The following is a 16,436-nucleotide window of genomic DNA, read 5'->3' on the forward strand; positions in this document are numbered from 1 at the left end:
CGTCGGTGTCGGGCAGGCGGATCGGGATCGCCTCCCCGACACCGACGACGGGCAGTTCCGGGTAGGCGGCGATGGGAATCAGTTTTCCCCGTTCCCCTTTCACCCGGTCTTCCGTCAGGTAGACGATGCTCAGGGAGGCGCCGAGACTGGCAATCAGGGAGACTTGGGCTTGGCAGAGGGTGACAAATTCGGAACTCGTGGCCATAGATCGTTCAACCTGAATGCGATCGCCATCCGTCAGGGAATCGTGACAGTTCCCCAACGGGGACTTTTCAGCCCGAAATGGGGCGGGCGAACCCCGTGGAGCCGACCCATCCGGGGAGAATCCGTCCCTTTCTGACAACCGGATGCTTCTCTCTTATTTGTATCAATCTATTAAAGGATATTGAAATTTCAGGCCAGAACCGGTATAATTTTCTCGGATTTGGTAGCTATATTTACACCCATCTGCTCAAAGAGGAGGTAAAGAAGTTGGCTAGAAGACGTAAGCGGAAGAGCCGTCGCAGACAAGAAGGACGGAGAATTCTTGAGTGCGTGCCTCAATATAGCATTTCTAGTGGCGAAGATAAACCGGTAACAGCAGCCCGAAAGTACATTCACTCGGAGGGCATAATTCCGCCGGCTTTGCTCCTCGTCAAGCGAAATGAGCATACCACCGACCGTTATTTCTGGGCCGAGAAGGGCTTATTTGGCGCTCAATATGTCGAAGAAAACCATTTTTTGTTTCCCAGTTTAAAGCATATTGCCGAAAAAACAACTCACCTCGTGAGTGCGGCCACGACTCGCGTCTAATTTTCGATGGGGGACTGAGAGCATCATTTTTTTTGCCGGATTCCCGACCACAGACTGATGGGGCCCGTGCATTCTCACACGATCAAAGTCGTGAGCGGTTGGGCTCTCAAAAAATAATCGTCGCCCATCGTTCAGGGGGATCTGATCAGACCGAGCGATCGGGTCGGGAAACCGAGCCGAGGGCGGGCTGTCGTCCGGAGCCGTCGATTATAACGCGATCGCCGGCATGGTGCAACCCACCCACCCCGTCCGCCGTTCAAGCCGACTCTGAGGGTTTCAAGCCCAATGTTTGTTTGAGGGTAATGAGTTCATCTCGGTGGGCCGTCACCCGGATGACGCTTTGGGTTTGGCTCTCAGAGTCGATGACGGCTTCGAGTTTGAGGGAAACCCGCTCGGGGCGTTTGGCCCGTTGCCAATAAAAAATGCCGGCGAGGGGGGAAACCAGGGCGAGGGTCAAAAACCAGTAGCCGGCCCCCGGGACGACCATCGAAAGCACCAGTCCCAAACAGAGAGTCCCCGCGGCGGTCAGCAGGGTGAGAAAGACGGCCAGAAACCAACTGGGGCGGACGACGCCTTCGTAGGTGATGGCGTTGTCTTGGCGGTCGATGGCGACCGGCCGGTAGGCGCGGGAGCCGAAGTAGTGTTGAATTTGCTCCAACAGGGCGTCCGCATCTCGATCCGCGGACAGGGTTTCCTGCTGCGTCCGATCCTTAACGGAAGCTCGGACAAAGAAAAACAGACCCACCCCCAACAGGAGGGTGAGAAAGAAGGTGGATGGAATGACAGTGAAGGTCATGGATTTTGTAGGACTAACTGCGCCGTGCGATCGCACACTACCTTAAGTTAGTGTACGTTGAGATGCGTAGTCGTGCCAGAGTCGGGCGAGTTCCTGGGCTTGGTTGCGAAATTCCGGCAACACCTGGTACATTCGCCGGGGCCGGCCCCGACCGTCCACTTTTTTCCAGTATCCCGCGATCGTCCCCTCCCGTTCCAAGAACTTCAAAGCGGTATACAGAACCGTATCGGAGAGCCGATAGGTGGCGTACTCTTGCTCCAAACGCTGAATCAACTCGGTTCCGTAGGAGTCTGCGCGCAAAAACACCGACAAAACGTAACACACCGCCAACTCCTTGTTGAGATAAATCGGCGGTGGCTCTTTAAAAAATCGATAGATGTCTTCAAACGTCATCGGATTCTCCCACTCGATAACCTTACCCCTCCTTGGCGGAGGCAAGGGGTGTCCACTGACTGTTGCGATCTAATTTATCGCGTTTCTCGGGAAGCGTTTGGTCAATGAAGTCACCATTTGGGGAAGCGATCGCCGCATTTTGAATATTTTGTATCTTTTGGAAGAATTTAGGATCGAATCCGACCGGCGATGGCGTGCAAACATTCGGCGACGGGGGCCCGCCGCGCCATCGCGTCCACCAGGGCATCGTAGGCGGGGCGGTGGGTTTCGATGAGGGTTTTCGCCTGCCAGGTGGCCCAGCGCTGCTTCATTTGGGCTTCCTGGGGGGGACGTCCGAGTTGGACCCACAGGGCCGCGATTTTCTGGCGGTCTTCCATACCGCCCTCGGCGCGGTCGTAAACCAGGGTTTCGGCGGCGACCCCGGCCATCCACACCTGGCAGTATTTGTCGATGGCCTCCCCGGAGATCGTCCCCGCTTGCAGTTGTGCCATCAGTTCGCGATCGTCGAATCGCACCCCCCCCTGGGCGGTCTGCCCCTGTCGGAAGGCCTCCCAGGCGGTGAGGGCGTACCCTTCGACGGGGATGCCCTGCAGGTGGGCGACCAAAAAATGGCCGGCTTCGTGGCGGAGGACGCGATCGCGGGTTTGGCCGGAGGTGCCCGCCAGCCAATCGACCAAAATTGTCGATCCCTGACCCCGCAGGGTGAACGTGTCGAGGGTCGCCAACCCCAGCAATACGAACGCCATCCCTGCCGGAATGGTGGCCGAAAGGTCGAACATCGGCCCAAGCAGGGCCGTCATCGTCAGGGTAAAAATGGTGATGGCAATCAGGTTCAGAGAAGTTTCTCGCATCGGCTCTTTATTTAGAAGGCAACGGGCAACGGGCAACGGGCAAAAGGCAACAGCTCAGATGGGTCCGAGAGCTCGAACTGCCTCGGTGTCGGGAGGTTGAAGTCCGAAGCGTCCTGGCCGTTTCAGCGGGGTTCGGTTTCGGTCGATTTCGCCTTGTAGAAGGTTTCCAGACTGTGGCGATCGCCGACATACCGCCAGTGCCAGGGTTCGTAACTGACCCCTTGAGGATTGTCTTTCGGAAATGATAGCTCAAAGCTATAGTAAGGCGCATTTTGTTGGAGCCACTCAAAGGCCCGGGTTTGCTCGAAACTGACATCGACATGGGTGGCGGGGTTGTCGGCATCTCCGATGTCGATGGCGTAGCCGGTATGATGTTCGCTGTAGCCCGGGGGGGCGCTGACTTCCGCCCGCTGGCTGGCCACCTGCCCCCGCTGGGCTTTGACCTCGAAAAAGAGAAATTCCTGATCTTCGAGGCTGCGGAACCCGGACAGGGGGAGCAGGTAAATGCCCTCGTTGCGGGCCGCCCGGGCCATTTCAAAAAAGGCGTCCGCCGCCGCCGGACGCAGGCGGATGGCGCCGTCGGCCGTCAAAGCCTTGAGAGCGTCTCGGGGGGCTTCTTCGTAGGGAAGATGGCCGAGGAGGTCGTCGGAGGGTTCGGCTTCGGGTTCTGGAGGGACGGCGGCCGAGCTCGCAGATGGTGCCGTGGCGACCGGTTCCGGTTCCGGCAAGTCGGCGGGGGGGCGGCTCACCAGAATTCCGAATCGGTAGTTTAACCCCAAAGTGACCAAAAATGTGGCGATCGCGATCCCCAACCACTGCCAAAACCGCAGCTTTCGCCGGGATCGGCCGATCGCTGCGGCGTCGGCGGCGGGGGTATCGCGGATGGCCTCCGGGATGTCGTCGGCCGTCACGGGCGGGATGCGATCCGCATTTTCAGACATATCGGCATTATTCAACAATGTCACTCCTGCACGTCCATCCAGACTCAACGTCTATTGATTTTAGCTGTTGAGGGGGGAAATGCCACCTTGATTGGGCGATCGCTCGGCCGGGGATCAAAAAATTGACTCAGGATTGTAAAGTTAAATTCACGGCTATTTTATCAGCAATTTAGATATAAAAAATATCGAAGTCGGGCGCTTTCAGAAGCAGACCCGACCCGCGATCGCGTCCATTTTCCCGGTTACGAATCGGCGACCGATTCGGATTCCGTTGATTCCGGTTCTTCCGCGATCGGTTCTTCTACGGGTTGGACGAACAAATGATTCGCCCGGACGAAACAGTTGGCGGGGGTTCCGTCGGACTTGTTCTTGATAAAAATCCAAGGATCGCGGTTGTCGTCGAAGGTGAAAATGAATCCCCCGTAGCTGAGTTTTCCCTCGAATACCTCATTTTCCTGCAACGTGGTGACGGCGGGCCAAGAGCCGATGGGGGGAAATCCGGGGTTGTCGGGATTCCAGATTTCCTCGATGGATTGTTCGCCCATGCGACAATTTAACCCTTGCGGATCGGGATCGACGACTTGCCAATAGACGTGATTGGAATTGCCGATATAATCTCCCACCTCGTCGGGTTGGGGTAGAGAAGCGGCAAAAACGGGGGCCGTCAGTCCGGTCAAAACCAATCCGACGACCAGTATGAAAATTAAGCCGAAAACCCGAAGTTTTTTGAGCATCATATTCCTCCCGCGATTGGGTATTGAGATCCCAGATCTGGTGCGTTCTTAATTTTACCGCGATCGCCCGATCGCCCCGACGGATTTCGCGCCGGGAAAATTCCGCGAAAAACCCGAAAGGGTTGACGGCGGACGGCAGGGCCCGAAAGTTCAAAACAGGGAATCGGACACATCTATGGTCAGCTATCAGTTTCCAAAAGATTTGATCTGGGGTAGGGCTACCGCATCCTATCAGATCGAGGGCGCGATCGGGGAGGGGGGGCGCAAACCGAGCGTGTGGGACACCTTCAGCGCCGCCTGCGGAGGGGTTTTGAACGGCGACACCGGAGCCGGAACCTGCGCTCACTTCCACCGCTACGAGGACGACATCAAACTGATGGGCGATCGCGACATCAAACATTATCAGTCTAGTCGTATACGGAGGTACAATGTGCGGAGTAGAAATATGTTGAGCGCGTGGGAGTTAAAGATGTTGGCATACATCCTGGCGATCGCTGTCGGTTTGGGGAGCTTCGCCCTGTACATGGCCGCCTTCTTCTTTCCGGAGGTGCATCGCAAGAGTGACTGGCTCTGGAGCGGCGTCGGACTGTTTTACGCCCTGATCCTCTGGGCTTGTGCCGGACGCTTCACCGGCGCGATCCTGCTGGGGCAAATGTCGAGCGTCGCCCTCCTGGGCTGGTTGGGTTGGCAAACCCTCACCCTCCGCCGGGAAGTCACCCCCCTTCAGCTTCAAACTCCCATCCCCGATGGAGTGAAGCGGCGCGTCTCAAGCATTTTGGGCGGCGGCGCGAAATCGCCCCCCCTCACACCCCCCCAACCGGCGGAAACCCCCGAACCGGCGGCGACGGCGGAACCCGAAACCGTGGCCGAACCGGCGATCGCGGAATCGATCCCCCGGGAAGTCGCGGAAACCCCCGCCCCCGCGACGGAACCGCAACCCCCCGCGACGGTATCCGAAGCACGGGAAGTTGAAGTGCTCAACCCCGCGATCGCCCCCACCGAGGGCGAAATAGCCCAAACCGAAGGGACGGTTGACGAGTCCGCCGCCGAGGCGGAAACCCCCGCCCCCGAAGCCGTTACCGCGCCGGATGAACCGGGAACCCCGGACGTTCCCGAAACCCCCGAAACTCCGACGGTGGCCGAGGAAGACACCACCGTGGCAGTTGTCGAGGAGGCCCAACCCGAGGAAGATGCCGCCGTGGCAGTTGTCGAGGAGGCCCAACCCGAGGAAGACACCACCGTGGCAGTTGTCGAGGAGGCTCAACCCGAGGAAGATGCCGCCGTGGCAGTTGTCGAGGAGGCCCAACCCGAGGAAGATGCCGCCGAACCCGACAAAACACCGGGGGGATTCGGCCAAATCTTGTCCAACCTGAAAGGCTTGTTCGCCCAGAAAACGCCGACCGAACCCGAAACGCCGCCGACTCCCCCCGCCCCACCGGAACCGCCCGTTTCTGCCGGGGAGACGCCGTCCCCTTCTGATTGGGATGAGGGCGATGACGAATGGCAAACGGAACCGATCGCAACGGAGGCGGTGAGTTCCGAGGCGACGGAAACCCCGCCCCCGGCGGACACCCTGGGGGCGATCGCAGCCTCGGAGGGGACGGCCCGCAACATCTCGAATGTCGAGGCGTCCGAGGAGGCCGAACCCCCGGCGGATATCCTGGGTGCGATCGCGGACGCGGAAGAAACGCCCCAACCCCCACCCGCCACCGACGTTTCCGCCGTCGAAACCGAAGCCGAAGAACGGCAGGGGGAAATTGTCGAATCCGTCGTCTCGGCGACGCCGGAAACCGAGGCGGAACCGGCGGAAACCCCAGAAAGATCGCCGTTTGAAACGATGATGGCTACTGAGGCCTCTCCATCGGCGGTGGAAGAGGTGCTCGAAACCAAGTCTCCCGCCGAACCGGAAGAGTCCCCATCTTCCGAGGAACCGCCGAACACGGCGATCGATCGCTCCCCGGAAGCCGAACCGGACCCCCCCGCCGAAGTGTCGGAGTCTGTAAAATCGGAGGAAGGGAACGTTTCGGAACCTAAACCGGAAGCGGAAACGAGGGCGACATCGGACGCCGCCCCGGATTCTGAGGAGGCGACTGCCGAGGATGAGATCCCGCCAGCATTGCAGCGTCCGAAACGGCCGAAGAAGTGACTCAATTCAACAGATTATTGACGTGGCAACCTGGCTTTGTGTGAAACGGTGTGGCGCGTGCTGTCATCTCGACCCGACAGAACGCCCGGAATTGGAAGATTATCTTTGTGCGGAGGAACTCGAAATCTATCTGAGCTTGGTGGGAGCGGACGGATGGTGCATCCATTTCGATCGCGAAAATCGGGACTGTCGAATTTACAGCGCGCGCCCCCGATTCTGCCGCGTCCGGGCGGACGTGTTCCAGGATCTTTACGGCGTCGAACCAGAGGAATTGAACGATTTCGCGATCGACTGTTGCCAGCAACAAATTGAGGGCGTTTACGGCGATCGCTCCCCGGAAATGGAACGGTTCAACGCTGCCGTCGGCTGGGAAGAAGAGTCAGGGAGTGGGGAGTAGGGAGTGGGGAGTCGGTATTAGGGAGTAGAGTTTTCCCCCTTCCCCCTCACCCCGCCTATGGCCTAGGGCCTGTTGCCTCTGTCCTACTCTTTCCCATTGGCAAAATATTCGTCCTCCAACATCGACAAAATATAATAGGACTCGAATTGTCCTCGCGATCGACAACAGTCTCTCAACAACCCCTCGACGACAAACCCTTCCGACTCATACAGCAACTTTGCCCGGGTATTGTAATCTTTCACATCTAACCAGAGGCGGTGCGCTTTTAGACTTTCAAAAACCAAACGTTTCGCCAGACGCAGCGTTTCTCGCCCGTACCCCTTCCCCTTTTCTGTCATGACAATTCGTTTCAGACAAACGCTTTTGTGGGGGCTTCGCACATCTTCTAAAATCACATAACCGACGGGTTCGGTCGTTTTGACATTCTCCACAATAAAATGTTTTTTATTGCCGTCGGAAAGAGCCGCCTCGTGTTCCGCCCGACTCCACTGGGAAACGAAATCACAATTGTCCGGGTGATTTTCCGCACCGACGACAAACTCCAAATCCTCGACCCGGGTTGATCGCAAACGAACGTTCATATTCTCCAGAAATTCTAAATCATCGCCCTCCCATTCACAAGGGGAGGGTTGGGTGGGGTTCTTTCCTCAAAAATTTGTTAAAATTTAAGACAGTAATTGGTCAGATATTCTATCATGACGCTCTCTAAAACCGAAGCGAAACAACTCCTCGAACGCCTGATTTTCATCGACGATCGCCCCGGGGATTGGGTTCAGGACGTGTGGGGCATGAGTCCGACTTTGGGGGAAACCGCCGCCCGCCTGGTGGATGGATTTGACGCCCTGATCGAATGCTGTTCCGAAGAAAAATTGGAGAATTTATTGCAATCTCTCTACAGCGATCGCATGGAGTAATTCAATTCTCAAACCCGCACAATCGACCTAATCCTCCCGCATTTGGGTCGGCCCCAAATACTTGGTCAAGTAGGGAGAAAATACCTCGTAAATCAGCGTCAGCGGTTCGCCGTGATGCCAAAAAAGATAGTGCCGCCCCCAAAATGGCCCGGGCTGTCCGAAGGCCAATTCCAAGGCTTTGGAGTCGCCGTAGTAAAGGCCCTGGACGTCCCGATATAACTCGGTTCTGAGGCGGGCCAAACTCGCCCAAATGGGCAGCGATCGGTTTTGCAGGTACTCGTCAACGTGGCTGTTTTCCCACCAGGAGGTGGCGTAGGCCAAACGCTGTCCGGAGGCCGTCCGCAACCACACCTGACGCCGCAGCCGAGGCCCCGGAACCGCCTGAATCAAAGCCGGGGCGCCGTCCGTATTCATGCCGATGGGGGACATATCGATGACGTCAACTTCCGTCGGTTCCCCCGTCAACAATTGCAGGTGGCGAGTGGGGGAACCGTCCCCGAGTAGCAGAATTTGCCAGGTCGGAGACAGTTGGCCGTGGGGGAGTCCCTGTCGCACGACGTCCTCGCCGCCTTGCCAACGACACCGGAGGCGATGCCAGCCCAACGGCTGTTTGATGGGATTGGTGGAACTTACACTGGCAGTCAATGGTCTTTACAAATCTTAACCTCGGTTTTTATCATAGCGCTTCTCGGGGATTCGGGCATCAACTGGGACTATAATTAATTTCGGGTGGGGGGTGGGGGGAGGAAAGAGAAGGGAGGAAAGAGAAGTGAGAAGTGAGAAATTTCTCATTCCTCACTCCTTCCAAGCCGGGAAATTTAAAATCTAAAATTCCCGACTCCCGCCCCCCAAATGTTTTGTGGGCGATCAATTAGGATTTGATATGATGTCCGAGTTCCCAGACGACAGGACCGTTAACATCGCCATTCCCCAGGAGTGGGTGAATCAGCTTCAGGAACGTTCCCGACAAACCGGACGTCCGATCTCCGAACTGCTGCGGGAGGCCGTCGGACAATATTTGGCGATCGACATTCTCACTTCTTCCCCTTCTCCGGTCGAATTGGAACTCCTCAAACGGGAAGTTTCCGACCTGCGACGAAAATTATTTGTATTGGAAAAAACGGCGGTGTCGCTGGAATTACTCGAATCCCGAGTCGCCACTCTGGAACGTCGCGTCGGTTGGGGGACGGTCACGCCGGGATTGTCCAATCCCCCGGTGGTGGATGATGACGATGAGGAAATTTACGACGAACCCGACGAAATTTTGACCGATTTTTTGCCGGATTGAGCCGTTGCCGATTTAATGAAAGCTGAACGATTCACCATTATCCCCCTTGAAAAGCAGGGCTGTTTCATTCTCCCCCCTTTCACCCCCCTTTCTCCCCCCAATTCTCCCCCCTTTCACCCCCCTTTCTCCCCCCTTTCTCCCCCAATTCTCCCCCCTTTCAAAGGGGGGCTGGGGGGGATGGGGGCTGGGGGGGATGGGGGGATGCGGTCGGGGATGATATCCACTTTTTTCGAGGGCTGAAAATCCCTGGTCATCAACTTTTGACTTTGCCATGGGTGACTTTTGACTTTTGACTTGCGCGTAGCGCTATATCCTTTAAAATCGAACCGTAATGTTTCTGGGATCTAAGACTCATGGCATCATCCCCGCAGCCCTCCGCCTCTCTCGCGCACTCTGCATTACACGATCGCAAAGCGGCTTTGGAAGAGCGGCATCAATGGCTACTCAAACAAATTAAGCGCAAGCGGACGGAACTCAAGAATTTTGTCGAACAAATGCGATCGGTGGCGACGGAAATTTTCGGTCGCAGCGCCCCCGCCGTGGAGAAAATGGCGGAAATCGATCGCGAAATCCACGGTTATTTTAAAGACATTTTAACGAAGCGAAAACTGGGGAAACAAACCCGCAAAGATATCTGTTCCATTTATCGAAGTCTCCAAGACGCCGGGTTGATCAGTTACCAACTCGACGACGATGAGGACGATATTTCCCTCGACGACTTATTTTCGACGCCGGACGGAGAAGAACGCGATCGCGAATTCGGTTCAAATCGTCCCCCGTGCGACGAGTTTGGGGAAGGGGAAGAATCCCCGCAGCGGGACCGTGAAAATAACGCCGGAGATTCCCGCAAAATCCGCCAAACCTTTCTCCGACTCGCCGAAATTTTTCACCCCGATTTGGTGACGGATGACGACACCCGGATGAACCACACCGAAATCATGAAAGAAATCAATCGCGCCTACAAGGAAGGCGATCTGGCGCGACTGTTGGAAATTGAAAGACAACATCAGGTTGGAGAATCCATCGACGGCAGCGAGGACGGCTTGACGCGACAGTGTAAGATTCTCGAACAGCAAAATGATTTACTCGCCACCCAATATGAGAATTTGAAGCGGGAACTGCGGCAGGTGAAACGCACGCCGGAGGGGGCGATGGTGTCCGACTACAGAAAAGCGAAAAAGCACGGATTTGATCTGGTTTCAACTATGTTAAAACAGGTCGAGGCTTCGGTAAAATTCGGCGAAGAAGTGCGGGACTTCGTGCGAGACTTCCACCAAAATAAAATGACGATCCAAGAATTTTTGCGGGGGCCGGAAGTTTTGCGAAGAAAAAGTATGGATATGATGGAAAAATTGTTGGAAGAATTGTTGGGAGAAATTATCATATAGATCCGCTCAAACGGTCAATTTATAGCGTTTCTTGCATCTAAAAATTTTAACTGTTGGTACACCATCCGGATGCGCGTCAGTTCGACCCCGCCTCGCTTTGCCATCTCCAGCGGGTTGCCAAAAATTGCCTCGACTTCCAGGGGACGTTTTTCGTCGAAATCGATTTTCATGCTGGTGCGGTAGGGGGTCATTTTTTCGGTGTGGGACAGCATCCGATCAATGACTTCCCGGGGGAGGGTGCGATCGCACGCTGCGGCCCCCCGGAGGACTTCCCCCATGATTTCTTCGACCAAAATTCGGGTGTGGCGATCGCCCATCATCTCGTCCGTCCGCGCATTTAAAACCACGGACAATCCATTGTAGGGAATATTCCAAACCAACTTTTCCCAGCGGATGGAAAGCAAATCGTCCCGCCATTCAACCGGAATTCCAGCCCGTTCAAAATCGCCGCAAATTTGTCGCAGCCGGTCCGTCATGCCGCCGGGTTTGTAGCCGCCGGTATATTCGGCGAGTTTGACTGTCCCGTAGTCGAGATGGCGGATGTAGCCCGGTTTAATTTTATTGGAACAAATCACGCAAATTCCCCCCAGAACGCGATCGCCCCCGACAATTTCGGCGATTTGGGGTTCGATTCCCAATCCATTTTGCAGCACCAAAACCGCGCCCTCGGGTTTCAAAACTCGGGGTAAAATTTGGGAGAGCAAATGATTTTGGGTGGTTTTTAAAGCCACGATCGCCACGTCGCAGGGGGGCATCTTTTCGGGGGTATTGTAGGCGTTGACTTCGGGAAGGTGAAAGTTTCCCCAGGGGGATTCGATTTCCAAGCCGTGCCGACAGACGCGATCGTAATCCCCCCGCATCAGAAAATGCAGGTCGCACCCAGATCGCTGCAATTTCGCGCCGTAGAACCCGCCGATCGCACCCGTCCCGATAATCGCGTAGCTGCGCCGTCCTTCAAAACTCGAAGAAAAATCCATATCAATTAATCGCGTTACCAACCCGACCAGGAACTCACCGTTTGCGGCTGTTCCGATTCCGTACAATTTCGATTCATATTATAGCAAATATATTCGTCACCTTTGAAAAAATAAACTCGGCCATCCCTCCACGGGAAGGCAACCTCGATTCCCGAGGCGAATTTTGGGGACAAACCGGGCCAGGTTTCGCTGTTTATTTTTTGGGGATAACCGAGGTCAGTCAACTCCTTTGCCAAGTCGTAGCGGATGTATTCATCTCCCTTAAAAATATAAATTTTATTGTTCCACCGAAACGCCGTGTCGATGCCCCCGTAAAAATGTGGGGGCCACCCCGGCCAGTTGCCGCTGTCGAGGGTTTGCGGATAGCCCGGATCGACGCGATCGCTTTCCAGATCGTAGCGGATATATTGGTTTCCTTTAAAAAACAGTGCTTTGCCATTTTTGAGGACGACCGCCGCCGTAATCCCTGCCCCGAACTTAGGGGGAAATTTTTTCCATTTTCCCAGGTTTATTTTTTGGGGATAGCCGCGATCGATGCGGGCGATGTTGACATCATAACTCAAATATTCATCGCCCCTAAAAAAATAGGCTTTCCCATTATTCCAAATGGCGACGGCATCCAGATTTTTGAGTAAATCTTCGGCCCGTTCTTCGGCCAGCCAGCGATTAATTTCCTCTGGAAAAGGTTGTCGCCGGCGGCTGGATGGATGGATCGAAATGTGCTTTGTCAGTCCGATGGCGACCCGCGTTTCGGGCTTTTCTGCGAAGCCAATTTGGTAATCGATTTCAAAGGTATCTTGGCTAATTTTGCGGGGAAATAGATGAATTTGCAGGCGATCGCCGCAAAAAATTGGCCGGCGGTAATCGACCTCTGCGCGGACAATGGGAATGGCAAAGTCGGGGTTTGTAAAAAACGTTTTCAGGTCGATGCCGGCATGAATTAGAGAGGCTTCATAGGCTTCGTGACACATCGCCATCACGTTGGCAAAATAGACGACTCCGGCGGCATCCGTTTCCTGAAAATAAACAGTTCGAGAGTAGAACACAGTTCGGTCAATGAGTTGCTCAATTGAGGTGATGATATCTGCAAATATTATATCCCGAAATTTGTGATTTTTTGACAATTGGGCGGGAATCGTAAATCGGAACGGTCGATCGCCCCGACTCCCGATTCCCAACCCCCGACTCAATCCCAGCCCGAACCCCATTGAAAAGCCGATGGAATTGACCAACAAACCGACTCCATTAATAGCCGGGGATGGGTTGACTATCAGCCCCGATTTTTGATGAGCATCACATCGATAATTTGGGTGGCGATATCCTCGGAGATTTCGAGGGAACTGTAGAGGTCGTTGAGAAGGTTTTCTTCCTCTTCGGCGATCTCGCCGTCGGCGAGGGTGATGTCGGTGGCGATCGCGAAGGCCGTCTCTCGCAACTCTTTGGGAATGCTTTGGATCGCCGCTTTTAATAGGTCTTCATAGCCCTTGGTTTTGATCTCCGTCAGCAGGCGATCGAGCAGTTCTCGCTTTTGTTCCCCGGAATATTCCCCGAAAAGCTGCATCCGCGACAGGGTGGCGGTGACGGCCTGGGACTCGCTCCCGGTAATGTAACCGTCTGCGGCCACCGCGATGAGGGCGATCGCGGCGAAGGCTTCGGGGGCAGACAGTTTCATGCCGCTGCGATCGGTGGATTCGGACATAATTCAATGGCTCCTCGTGTTGGAGTATTTTCGCTCACGACAATGATGACACCGGATGTCAATTTTTTCCAATGCCCCACCGAGCCCCCTAAATCCCCCAACTGTGGGGGACTTGAAACTCCGGTTCCCCCCTATCTCCCCCCTTACTCCCCCCTTTCTCCCCCCTTTCTCCCCCCTTTCAAAGGGGGGCTGGGGGGGATGGGGGCTGGGGGGGTGGGGGGCTGGGGGGGATGGGGGTTGGGGGGGATGGGGGTTAGGGGGGCTCGCGAGGGGAGTCAATCCGGTTCCCCCCAAAATTGGTGCGAGTTGTCTTTACAGTACCGAGACGATGGCGCGATCGCCGCAAGTGCCCCAACAGGAACTCATCGCCCAACAGTCTGACTCGGACACGGCGGATGCCAGCTTCCAGCGGGGATGGGAACTGTTTGAAGAAGGAACGGCGGAGTCTTTACGGGCTGCCATTTCCTATTTTGAGGAGGCGGCGAGGTTATACGAACAAGGCGGGAATCCCGCCAAGCAAGCGACGGCTCAAATGGTTCTGGGTCGAGTCTACAATGATTTTTGGGAAAAACAGCAAGCTCTGGAGTATTACGAGCAAGCTTTGCCCTTGTTTCAAGCGGTGGGCGATCGCCAACAAGAAGCCACCACCCTCAATAATATCGGTAAGGTCTACGATGCCTTGGGGGAAAAACAAAAGGCGATCGAGTTTGACCAGCAGTCTTTAGTGATTCTTCAAGAAATTGGCTTTCGTGATGTTGAAAAAATAAGCTTGGGCAACTTAGGCATTTTCGGCAGGCGTTGTACTGCCCGAGAACCGCCACTTCTTTGCCGGAAATGGACACCCGACCGCAACCGGAACCCAAAGTATTGGCGGGGGCGTTTGCCGATCCCGCCCTGATTCGTCCGGCTCAAATCGGCGATCGTGAAGTGGAATTTGCCGGATTGCCCTTTGGTATCGCTGCGGGACGACTTGAAACCGGAGGTCGTTTCCGATTTGAATCATCCCTACTATTGGGCACCATTTATTTTGATTGGCAACGGGTTGTAAGACCCATTCAAAGACCCCCTTTTTAAGGGGGATTTAGGGGGATCGGATGTATCGCACTGGATAGAAAACTGCTATATAACCCGCCCACTGCTATAATATAAGGATTGCATCGGAGGCTGCTATGACACCTGCCCAGGAATTGGAAACACTGCAAGCCGAAACCGAATGGGAAGAAATTGAATTTCCTCCCGGAGATTTGGAAAGTGAGGAACCGCCCTTGGAAAGCCATTTGCATCTACAACAACTGGTGCTGTTGCTTAAATGTCTGGACTGGCTGTGGCAAGACCGGACGGATTATTTTGCCACGGGAAATCTGACGATTTACTACAGCCCCGAACAGGTAAAAACGAAGGATTTTCGCGGGCCGGATTTCTTCGTGGTGTTGAATACGGAACGGAAACCCCGGAAAAGTTGGGTTCTGTGGGAAGAAGGGGGAAAGTATCCCCACGTCATTATCGAATTGTTATCGGATTCGACGGCAACAGTAGATCGCACCACCAAAAAACAGATTTATCAAGATATATTTCGCACCCCCGAATATTTTTGGTTTTCTCCGCAAACCCTTGAGTTTAAAGGATTTTGCCTGTTGAATGGAGAATACCAGGATTTACAGCCCAACGAAAGGGGGCATTTGTGGAGTCACCAGTTACAATTATGTCTGGGAATTCACGAAAAACAACTCCGATTTTTTACCCCCGAAGGGGAATTGGTTCCCACTCCTGAAGAAGACGCGGCGATCGCACGACAACAACGACAGATGACAGAACAGCGATTGGAAACCACAGAACAACAACTTACAGCCGAACAGCAACGCAATGAAAAATTAATCGCCAAACTGCGAGAATTAAATATCGATCCCGAAACCCTCTGAGTTGTCGGGGAAGCTGAGTCGATCGCGGCAGATTTGATCAGATTGACATTTTTCGATGTCCGTCTGCTATCCTATCTTTGGTAAAACCCTTTGCAATCGGTATGCTCACAGCAGGAATCGTCGGACTCCCCAACGTCGGAAAATCGACCCTTTTTAACGCCCTGGTGGCTAATGCCAAGGCCCAGGCCGCCAACTTTCCCTTTTGCACCATCGAGCCGAATGTCGGCGTGGTGGCGGTTCCGGACGAGCGGTTGCAGGTGCTCGGGAAACTTTCCAGTTCGGAGCAGATCGTCCCGACGCGCATCGAGTTCGTGGATATCGCCGGACTGGTGCAGGGGGCGAGTCAGGGGGAAGGGTTGGGGAACCAGTTTCTCTCCCACATCCGGGAAGTGGATGCGATCGTGCAGGTGGTGCGCTGTTTTGAAAATGATGATATCATCCACGTTTCGGGGTCCGTCGATCCGGCTCGGGATATCGAAATTATCAATTTGGAATTGGCGCTGGCGGATTTGAGCCAGGTGGAACGTCGCATCGATCGCACCCGCAAACAGGCCCGCACCAGCAAGGAGGCTCAACTGGAATTGGGGGCGCTGGAAAAGGTGGCGGCGGTTTTAAATGAAGGAAAATCGGCGCGGCTGGCGGATTTGACGGAGGAAGAAACCGAGGCGATCAAATCTCTGGGACTGCTAACGCGCAAGCCGATTATTTACGCGGCGAACGTGTCGGAAGAGGATTTGGCGACGGGGAATGACTGGGTGGAAAAGGTGCGGGCGATCGCATCGGGAGAAAATGCCCAGGTCGTGATTATTTCCGCCCAGGTGGAATCGGAATTGATCGAATTGTCGGATGAGGAACGACAGGATTTTTTGGAATCCCTGGGGGTGGAAGAAGGGGGCCTCAAATCTTTGATCAAAGCCACCTACGAACTGTTGGGTTTGCGAACCTTTCTGACCACCGGGCCGAAGGAAACTCGCGCCTGGACGATCCGGGCCGGGATGTCCGCACCCCAAGCCGCAGGGGTGATTCACTCGGATTTTGAACGGGGTTTCATCCGGGCGGAAACCATCGCCTATCAGGATTTGGTGGAACACGGATCGATGAATGCGGCGAAGGAAAAAGGATTGGTTCGGTCCGAGGGGAAAGAGTATGTGGTTCAAGAAGGAGACGTGGTATTGTTCCGATTTAATGTTTAATAGCAGCA

Annotated in this window: 19 protein-coding genes and 1 pseudogene; 9 read left to right on the top strand and 11 right to left on the bottom strand. The window is 54.9% G+C overall.

What is annotated here, in order from left to right:
- Positions 1-205 (bottom strand): annotated as a pseudogene (locus LKE08_RS27655) (sensor histidine kinase); the annotation flags it as partial.
- A 266-nt stretch (positions 206-471) separates the two neighbouring features.
- On the opposite strand from LKE08_RS27655, the gene LKE08_RS27660 reads away from it, so the two are divergent.
- Complete coding sequence (locus tag LKE08_RS27660) at positions 472-792, top strand: DUF3155 domain-containing protein (protein ID WP_324707547.1); 321 nt, start codon at positions 472-474, stop codon at positions 790-792.
- A gap of 256 nt (positions 793-1,048) precedes the next feature.
- On the opposite strand, the gene LKE08_RS27665 is transcribed toward LKE08_RS27660, so the two are convergent.
- The 5 genes from LKE08_RS27665 to LKE08_RS27685 form a co-directional block, all read right to left on the bottom strand.
- Positions 1,049-1,588: a cofactor assembly of complex C subunit B gene (locus LKE08_RS27665; protein ID WP_324707523.1), complete on the bottom strand. Its 540-nt coding sequence runs from the start codon at positions 1,586-1,588 to the stop codon at positions 1,049-1,051.
- Positions 1,589-1,630: 42 nt separating this feature from the next.
- A complete protein-coding gene (locus tag LKE08_RS27670) occupies positions 1,631-1,981 on the bottom strand; it encodes a PadR family transcriptional regulator (RefSeq protein WP_324707524.1) in 351 nt (116 codons plus the stop codon).
- A gap of 167 nt (positions 1,982-2,148) precedes the next feature.
- The gene (locus LKE08_RS27675; RefSeq protein ID WP_324707525.1) at positions 2,149-2,832 is read right to left on the bottom strand and encodes an ATP-dependent Zn protease; all 684 of its coding nucleotides are present in this window, start codon (positions 2,830-2,832) and stop codon (positions 2,149-2,151) included.
- Positions 2,833-2,954: 122 nt separating this feature from the next.
- The gene (locus LKE08_RS27680) at positions 2,955-3,773 is read right to left on the bottom strand and encodes a M15 family metallopeptidase (RefSeq protein WP_324707526.1); all 819 of its coding nucleotides are present in this window, start codon (positions 3,771-3,773) and stop codon (positions 2,955-2,957) included.
- A 242-nt stretch (positions 3,774-4,015) separates the two neighbouring features.
- The gene (locus tag LKE08_RS27685; RefSeq protein WP_324707527.1) at positions 4,016-4,510 is read right to left on the bottom strand and encodes a hypothetical protein; all 495 of its coding nucleotides are present in this window, start codon (positions 4,508-4,510) and stop codon (positions 4,016-4,018) included.
- Positions 4,511-4,682: 172 nt separating this feature from the next.
- On the opposite strand from LKE08_RS27685, the gene LKE08_RS27690 reads away from it, so the two are divergent.
- Together LKE08_RS27690 and LKE08_RS27695 are read left to right on the top strand one after the other, a co-directional pair.
- Entirely contained in the window at positions 4,683-6,653 is a 1,971-nt protein-coding gene (locus LKE08_RS27690) for a family 1 glycosylhydrolase (RefSeq protein WP_324707528.1), read from the top strand.
- Between the two features lie 22 nt (positions 6,654-6,675).
- Complete coding sequence (locus LKE08_RS27695) at positions 6,676-7,050, top strand: YkgJ family cysteine cluster protein (RefSeq protein ID WP_324707529.1); 375 nt, start codon at positions 6,676-6,678, stop codon at positions 7,048-7,050.
- Positions 7,051-7,133: 83 nt separating this feature from the next.
- Here the strand turns inward: LKE08_RS27695 and LKE08_RS27700 are convergent, their stop codons facing one another.
- On the bottom strand, positions 7,134-7,631 hold the full coding sequence (locus LKE08_RS27700; RefSeq protein ID WP_324707530.1) for a GNAT family N-acetyltransferase: 498 nt from the start codon (positions 7,629-7,631) through the stop codon (positions 7,134-7,136).
- A gap of 114 nt (positions 7,632-7,745) precedes the next feature.
- On the opposite strand from LKE08_RS27700, the gene LKE08_RS27705 reads away from it, so the two are divergent.
- Positions 7,746-7,964, top strand: coding sequence for a hypothetical protein (locus LKE08_RS27705; protein WP_324707531.1), 219 nt, complete (start codon positions 7,746-7,748; stop codon positions 7,962-7,964).
- A 27-nt stretch (positions 7,965-7,991) separates the two neighbouring features.
- On the opposite strand, the gene LKE08_RS27710 is transcribed toward LKE08_RS27705, so the two are convergent.
- Positions 7,992-8,609, bottom strand: coding sequence for a chorismate lyase (locus tag LKE08_RS27710; RefSeq protein ID WP_324707532.1), 618 nt, complete (start codon positions 8,607-8,609; stop codon positions 7,992-7,994).
- 238 nt (positions 8,610-8,847) lie between these two features.
- Between LKE08_RS27710 and LKE08_RS27715 the strand changes: the two genes are divergently transcribed.
- Together LKE08_RS27715 and LKE08_RS27720 are read left to right on the top strand one after the other, a co-directional pair.
- On the top strand, positions 8,848-9,252 hold the full coding sequence (locus LKE08_RS27715) for a ribbon-helix-helix protein, CopG family (protein WP_324707533.1): 405 nt from the start codon (positions 8,848-8,850) through the stop codon (positions 9,250-9,252).
- Between the two features lie 353 nt (positions 9,253-9,605).
- A complete protein-coding gene (locus tag LKE08_RS27720) occupies positions 9,606-10,640 on the top strand; it encodes a J domain-containing protein (RefSeq protein WP_324707534.1) in 1,035 nt (344 codons plus the stop codon).
- Between the two features lie 14 nt (positions 10,641-10,654).
- On the opposite strand, the gene LKE08_RS27725 is transcribed toward LKE08_RS27720, so the two are convergent.
- The 3 genes from LKE08_RS27725 to LKE08_RS27735 all read right to left on the bottom strand — a co-directional run bounded on the left by LKE08_RS27725 (position 10,655) and on the right by LKE08_RS27735 (position 13,316).
- Entirely contained in the window at positions 10,655-11,617 is a 963-nt protein-coding gene (locus tag LKE08_RS27725) for a putative 2-dehydropantoate 2-reductase (protein WP_324707535.1), read from the bottom strand.
- A 14-nt stretch (positions 11,618-11,631) separates the two neighbouring features.
- The gene (locus LKE08_RS27730; protein ID WP_324707536.1) at positions 11,632-12,663 is read right to left on the bottom strand and encodes a hemopexin repeat-containing protein; all 1,032 of its coding nucleotides are present in this window, start codon (positions 12,661-12,663) and stop codon (positions 11,632-11,634) included.
- Positions 12,664-12,887: 224 nt separating this feature from the next.
- Positions 12,888-13,316 carry a tellurite resistance TerB family protein gene (locus tag LKE08_RS27735; protein ID WP_324707537.1) on the bottom strand — a complete coding sequence of 143 codons (429 nt, stop codon included), beginning with the start codon at positions 13,314-13,316 and terminating at the stop codon, positions 12,888-12,890.
- Between the two features lie 328 nt (positions 13,317-13,644).
- Here LKE08_RS27735 and LKE08_RS27740 point away from each other — a divergent pair, with 328 nt between their 5' ends.
- The 3 genes from LKE08_RS27740 (at position 13,645) to ychF (ending at position 16,428) form a co-directional block, all read left to right on the top strand.
- Positions 13,645-14,214: a tetratricopeptide repeat protein gene (locus tag LKE08_RS27740; protein ID WP_324707538.1), complete on the top strand. Its 570-nt coding sequence runs from the start codon at positions 13,645-13,647 to the stop codon at positions 14,212-14,214.
- A gap of 271 nt (positions 14,215-14,485) precedes the next feature.
- Positions 14,486-15,235, top strand: a complete 750-nt coding sequence (locus LKE08_RS27745; RefSeq protein WP_324707539.1) for a Uma2 family endonuclease — start codon at positions 14,486-14,488, stop codon at positions 15,233-15,235.
- Between the two features lie 101 nt (positions 15,236-15,336).
- Positions 15,337-16,428 carry a redox-regulated ATPase YchF gene (ychF, locus tag LKE08_RS27750; RefSeq protein WP_324707540.1) on the top strand — a complete coding sequence of 364 codons (1,092 nt, stop codon included), beginning with the start codon at positions 15,337-15,339 and terminating at the stop codon, positions 16,426-16,428.
- The last annotated feature ends 8 nt before the right edge of the window (positions 16,429-16,436 follow it).

Origin of the sequence: Lyngbya sp. CCY1209 (genome assembly GCF_035615495.1) — a bacterium.
Taxonomy (GTDB): domain Bacteria; phylum Cyanobacteriota; class Cyanobacteriia; order Cyanobacteriales; family Microcoleaceae; genus Limnospira.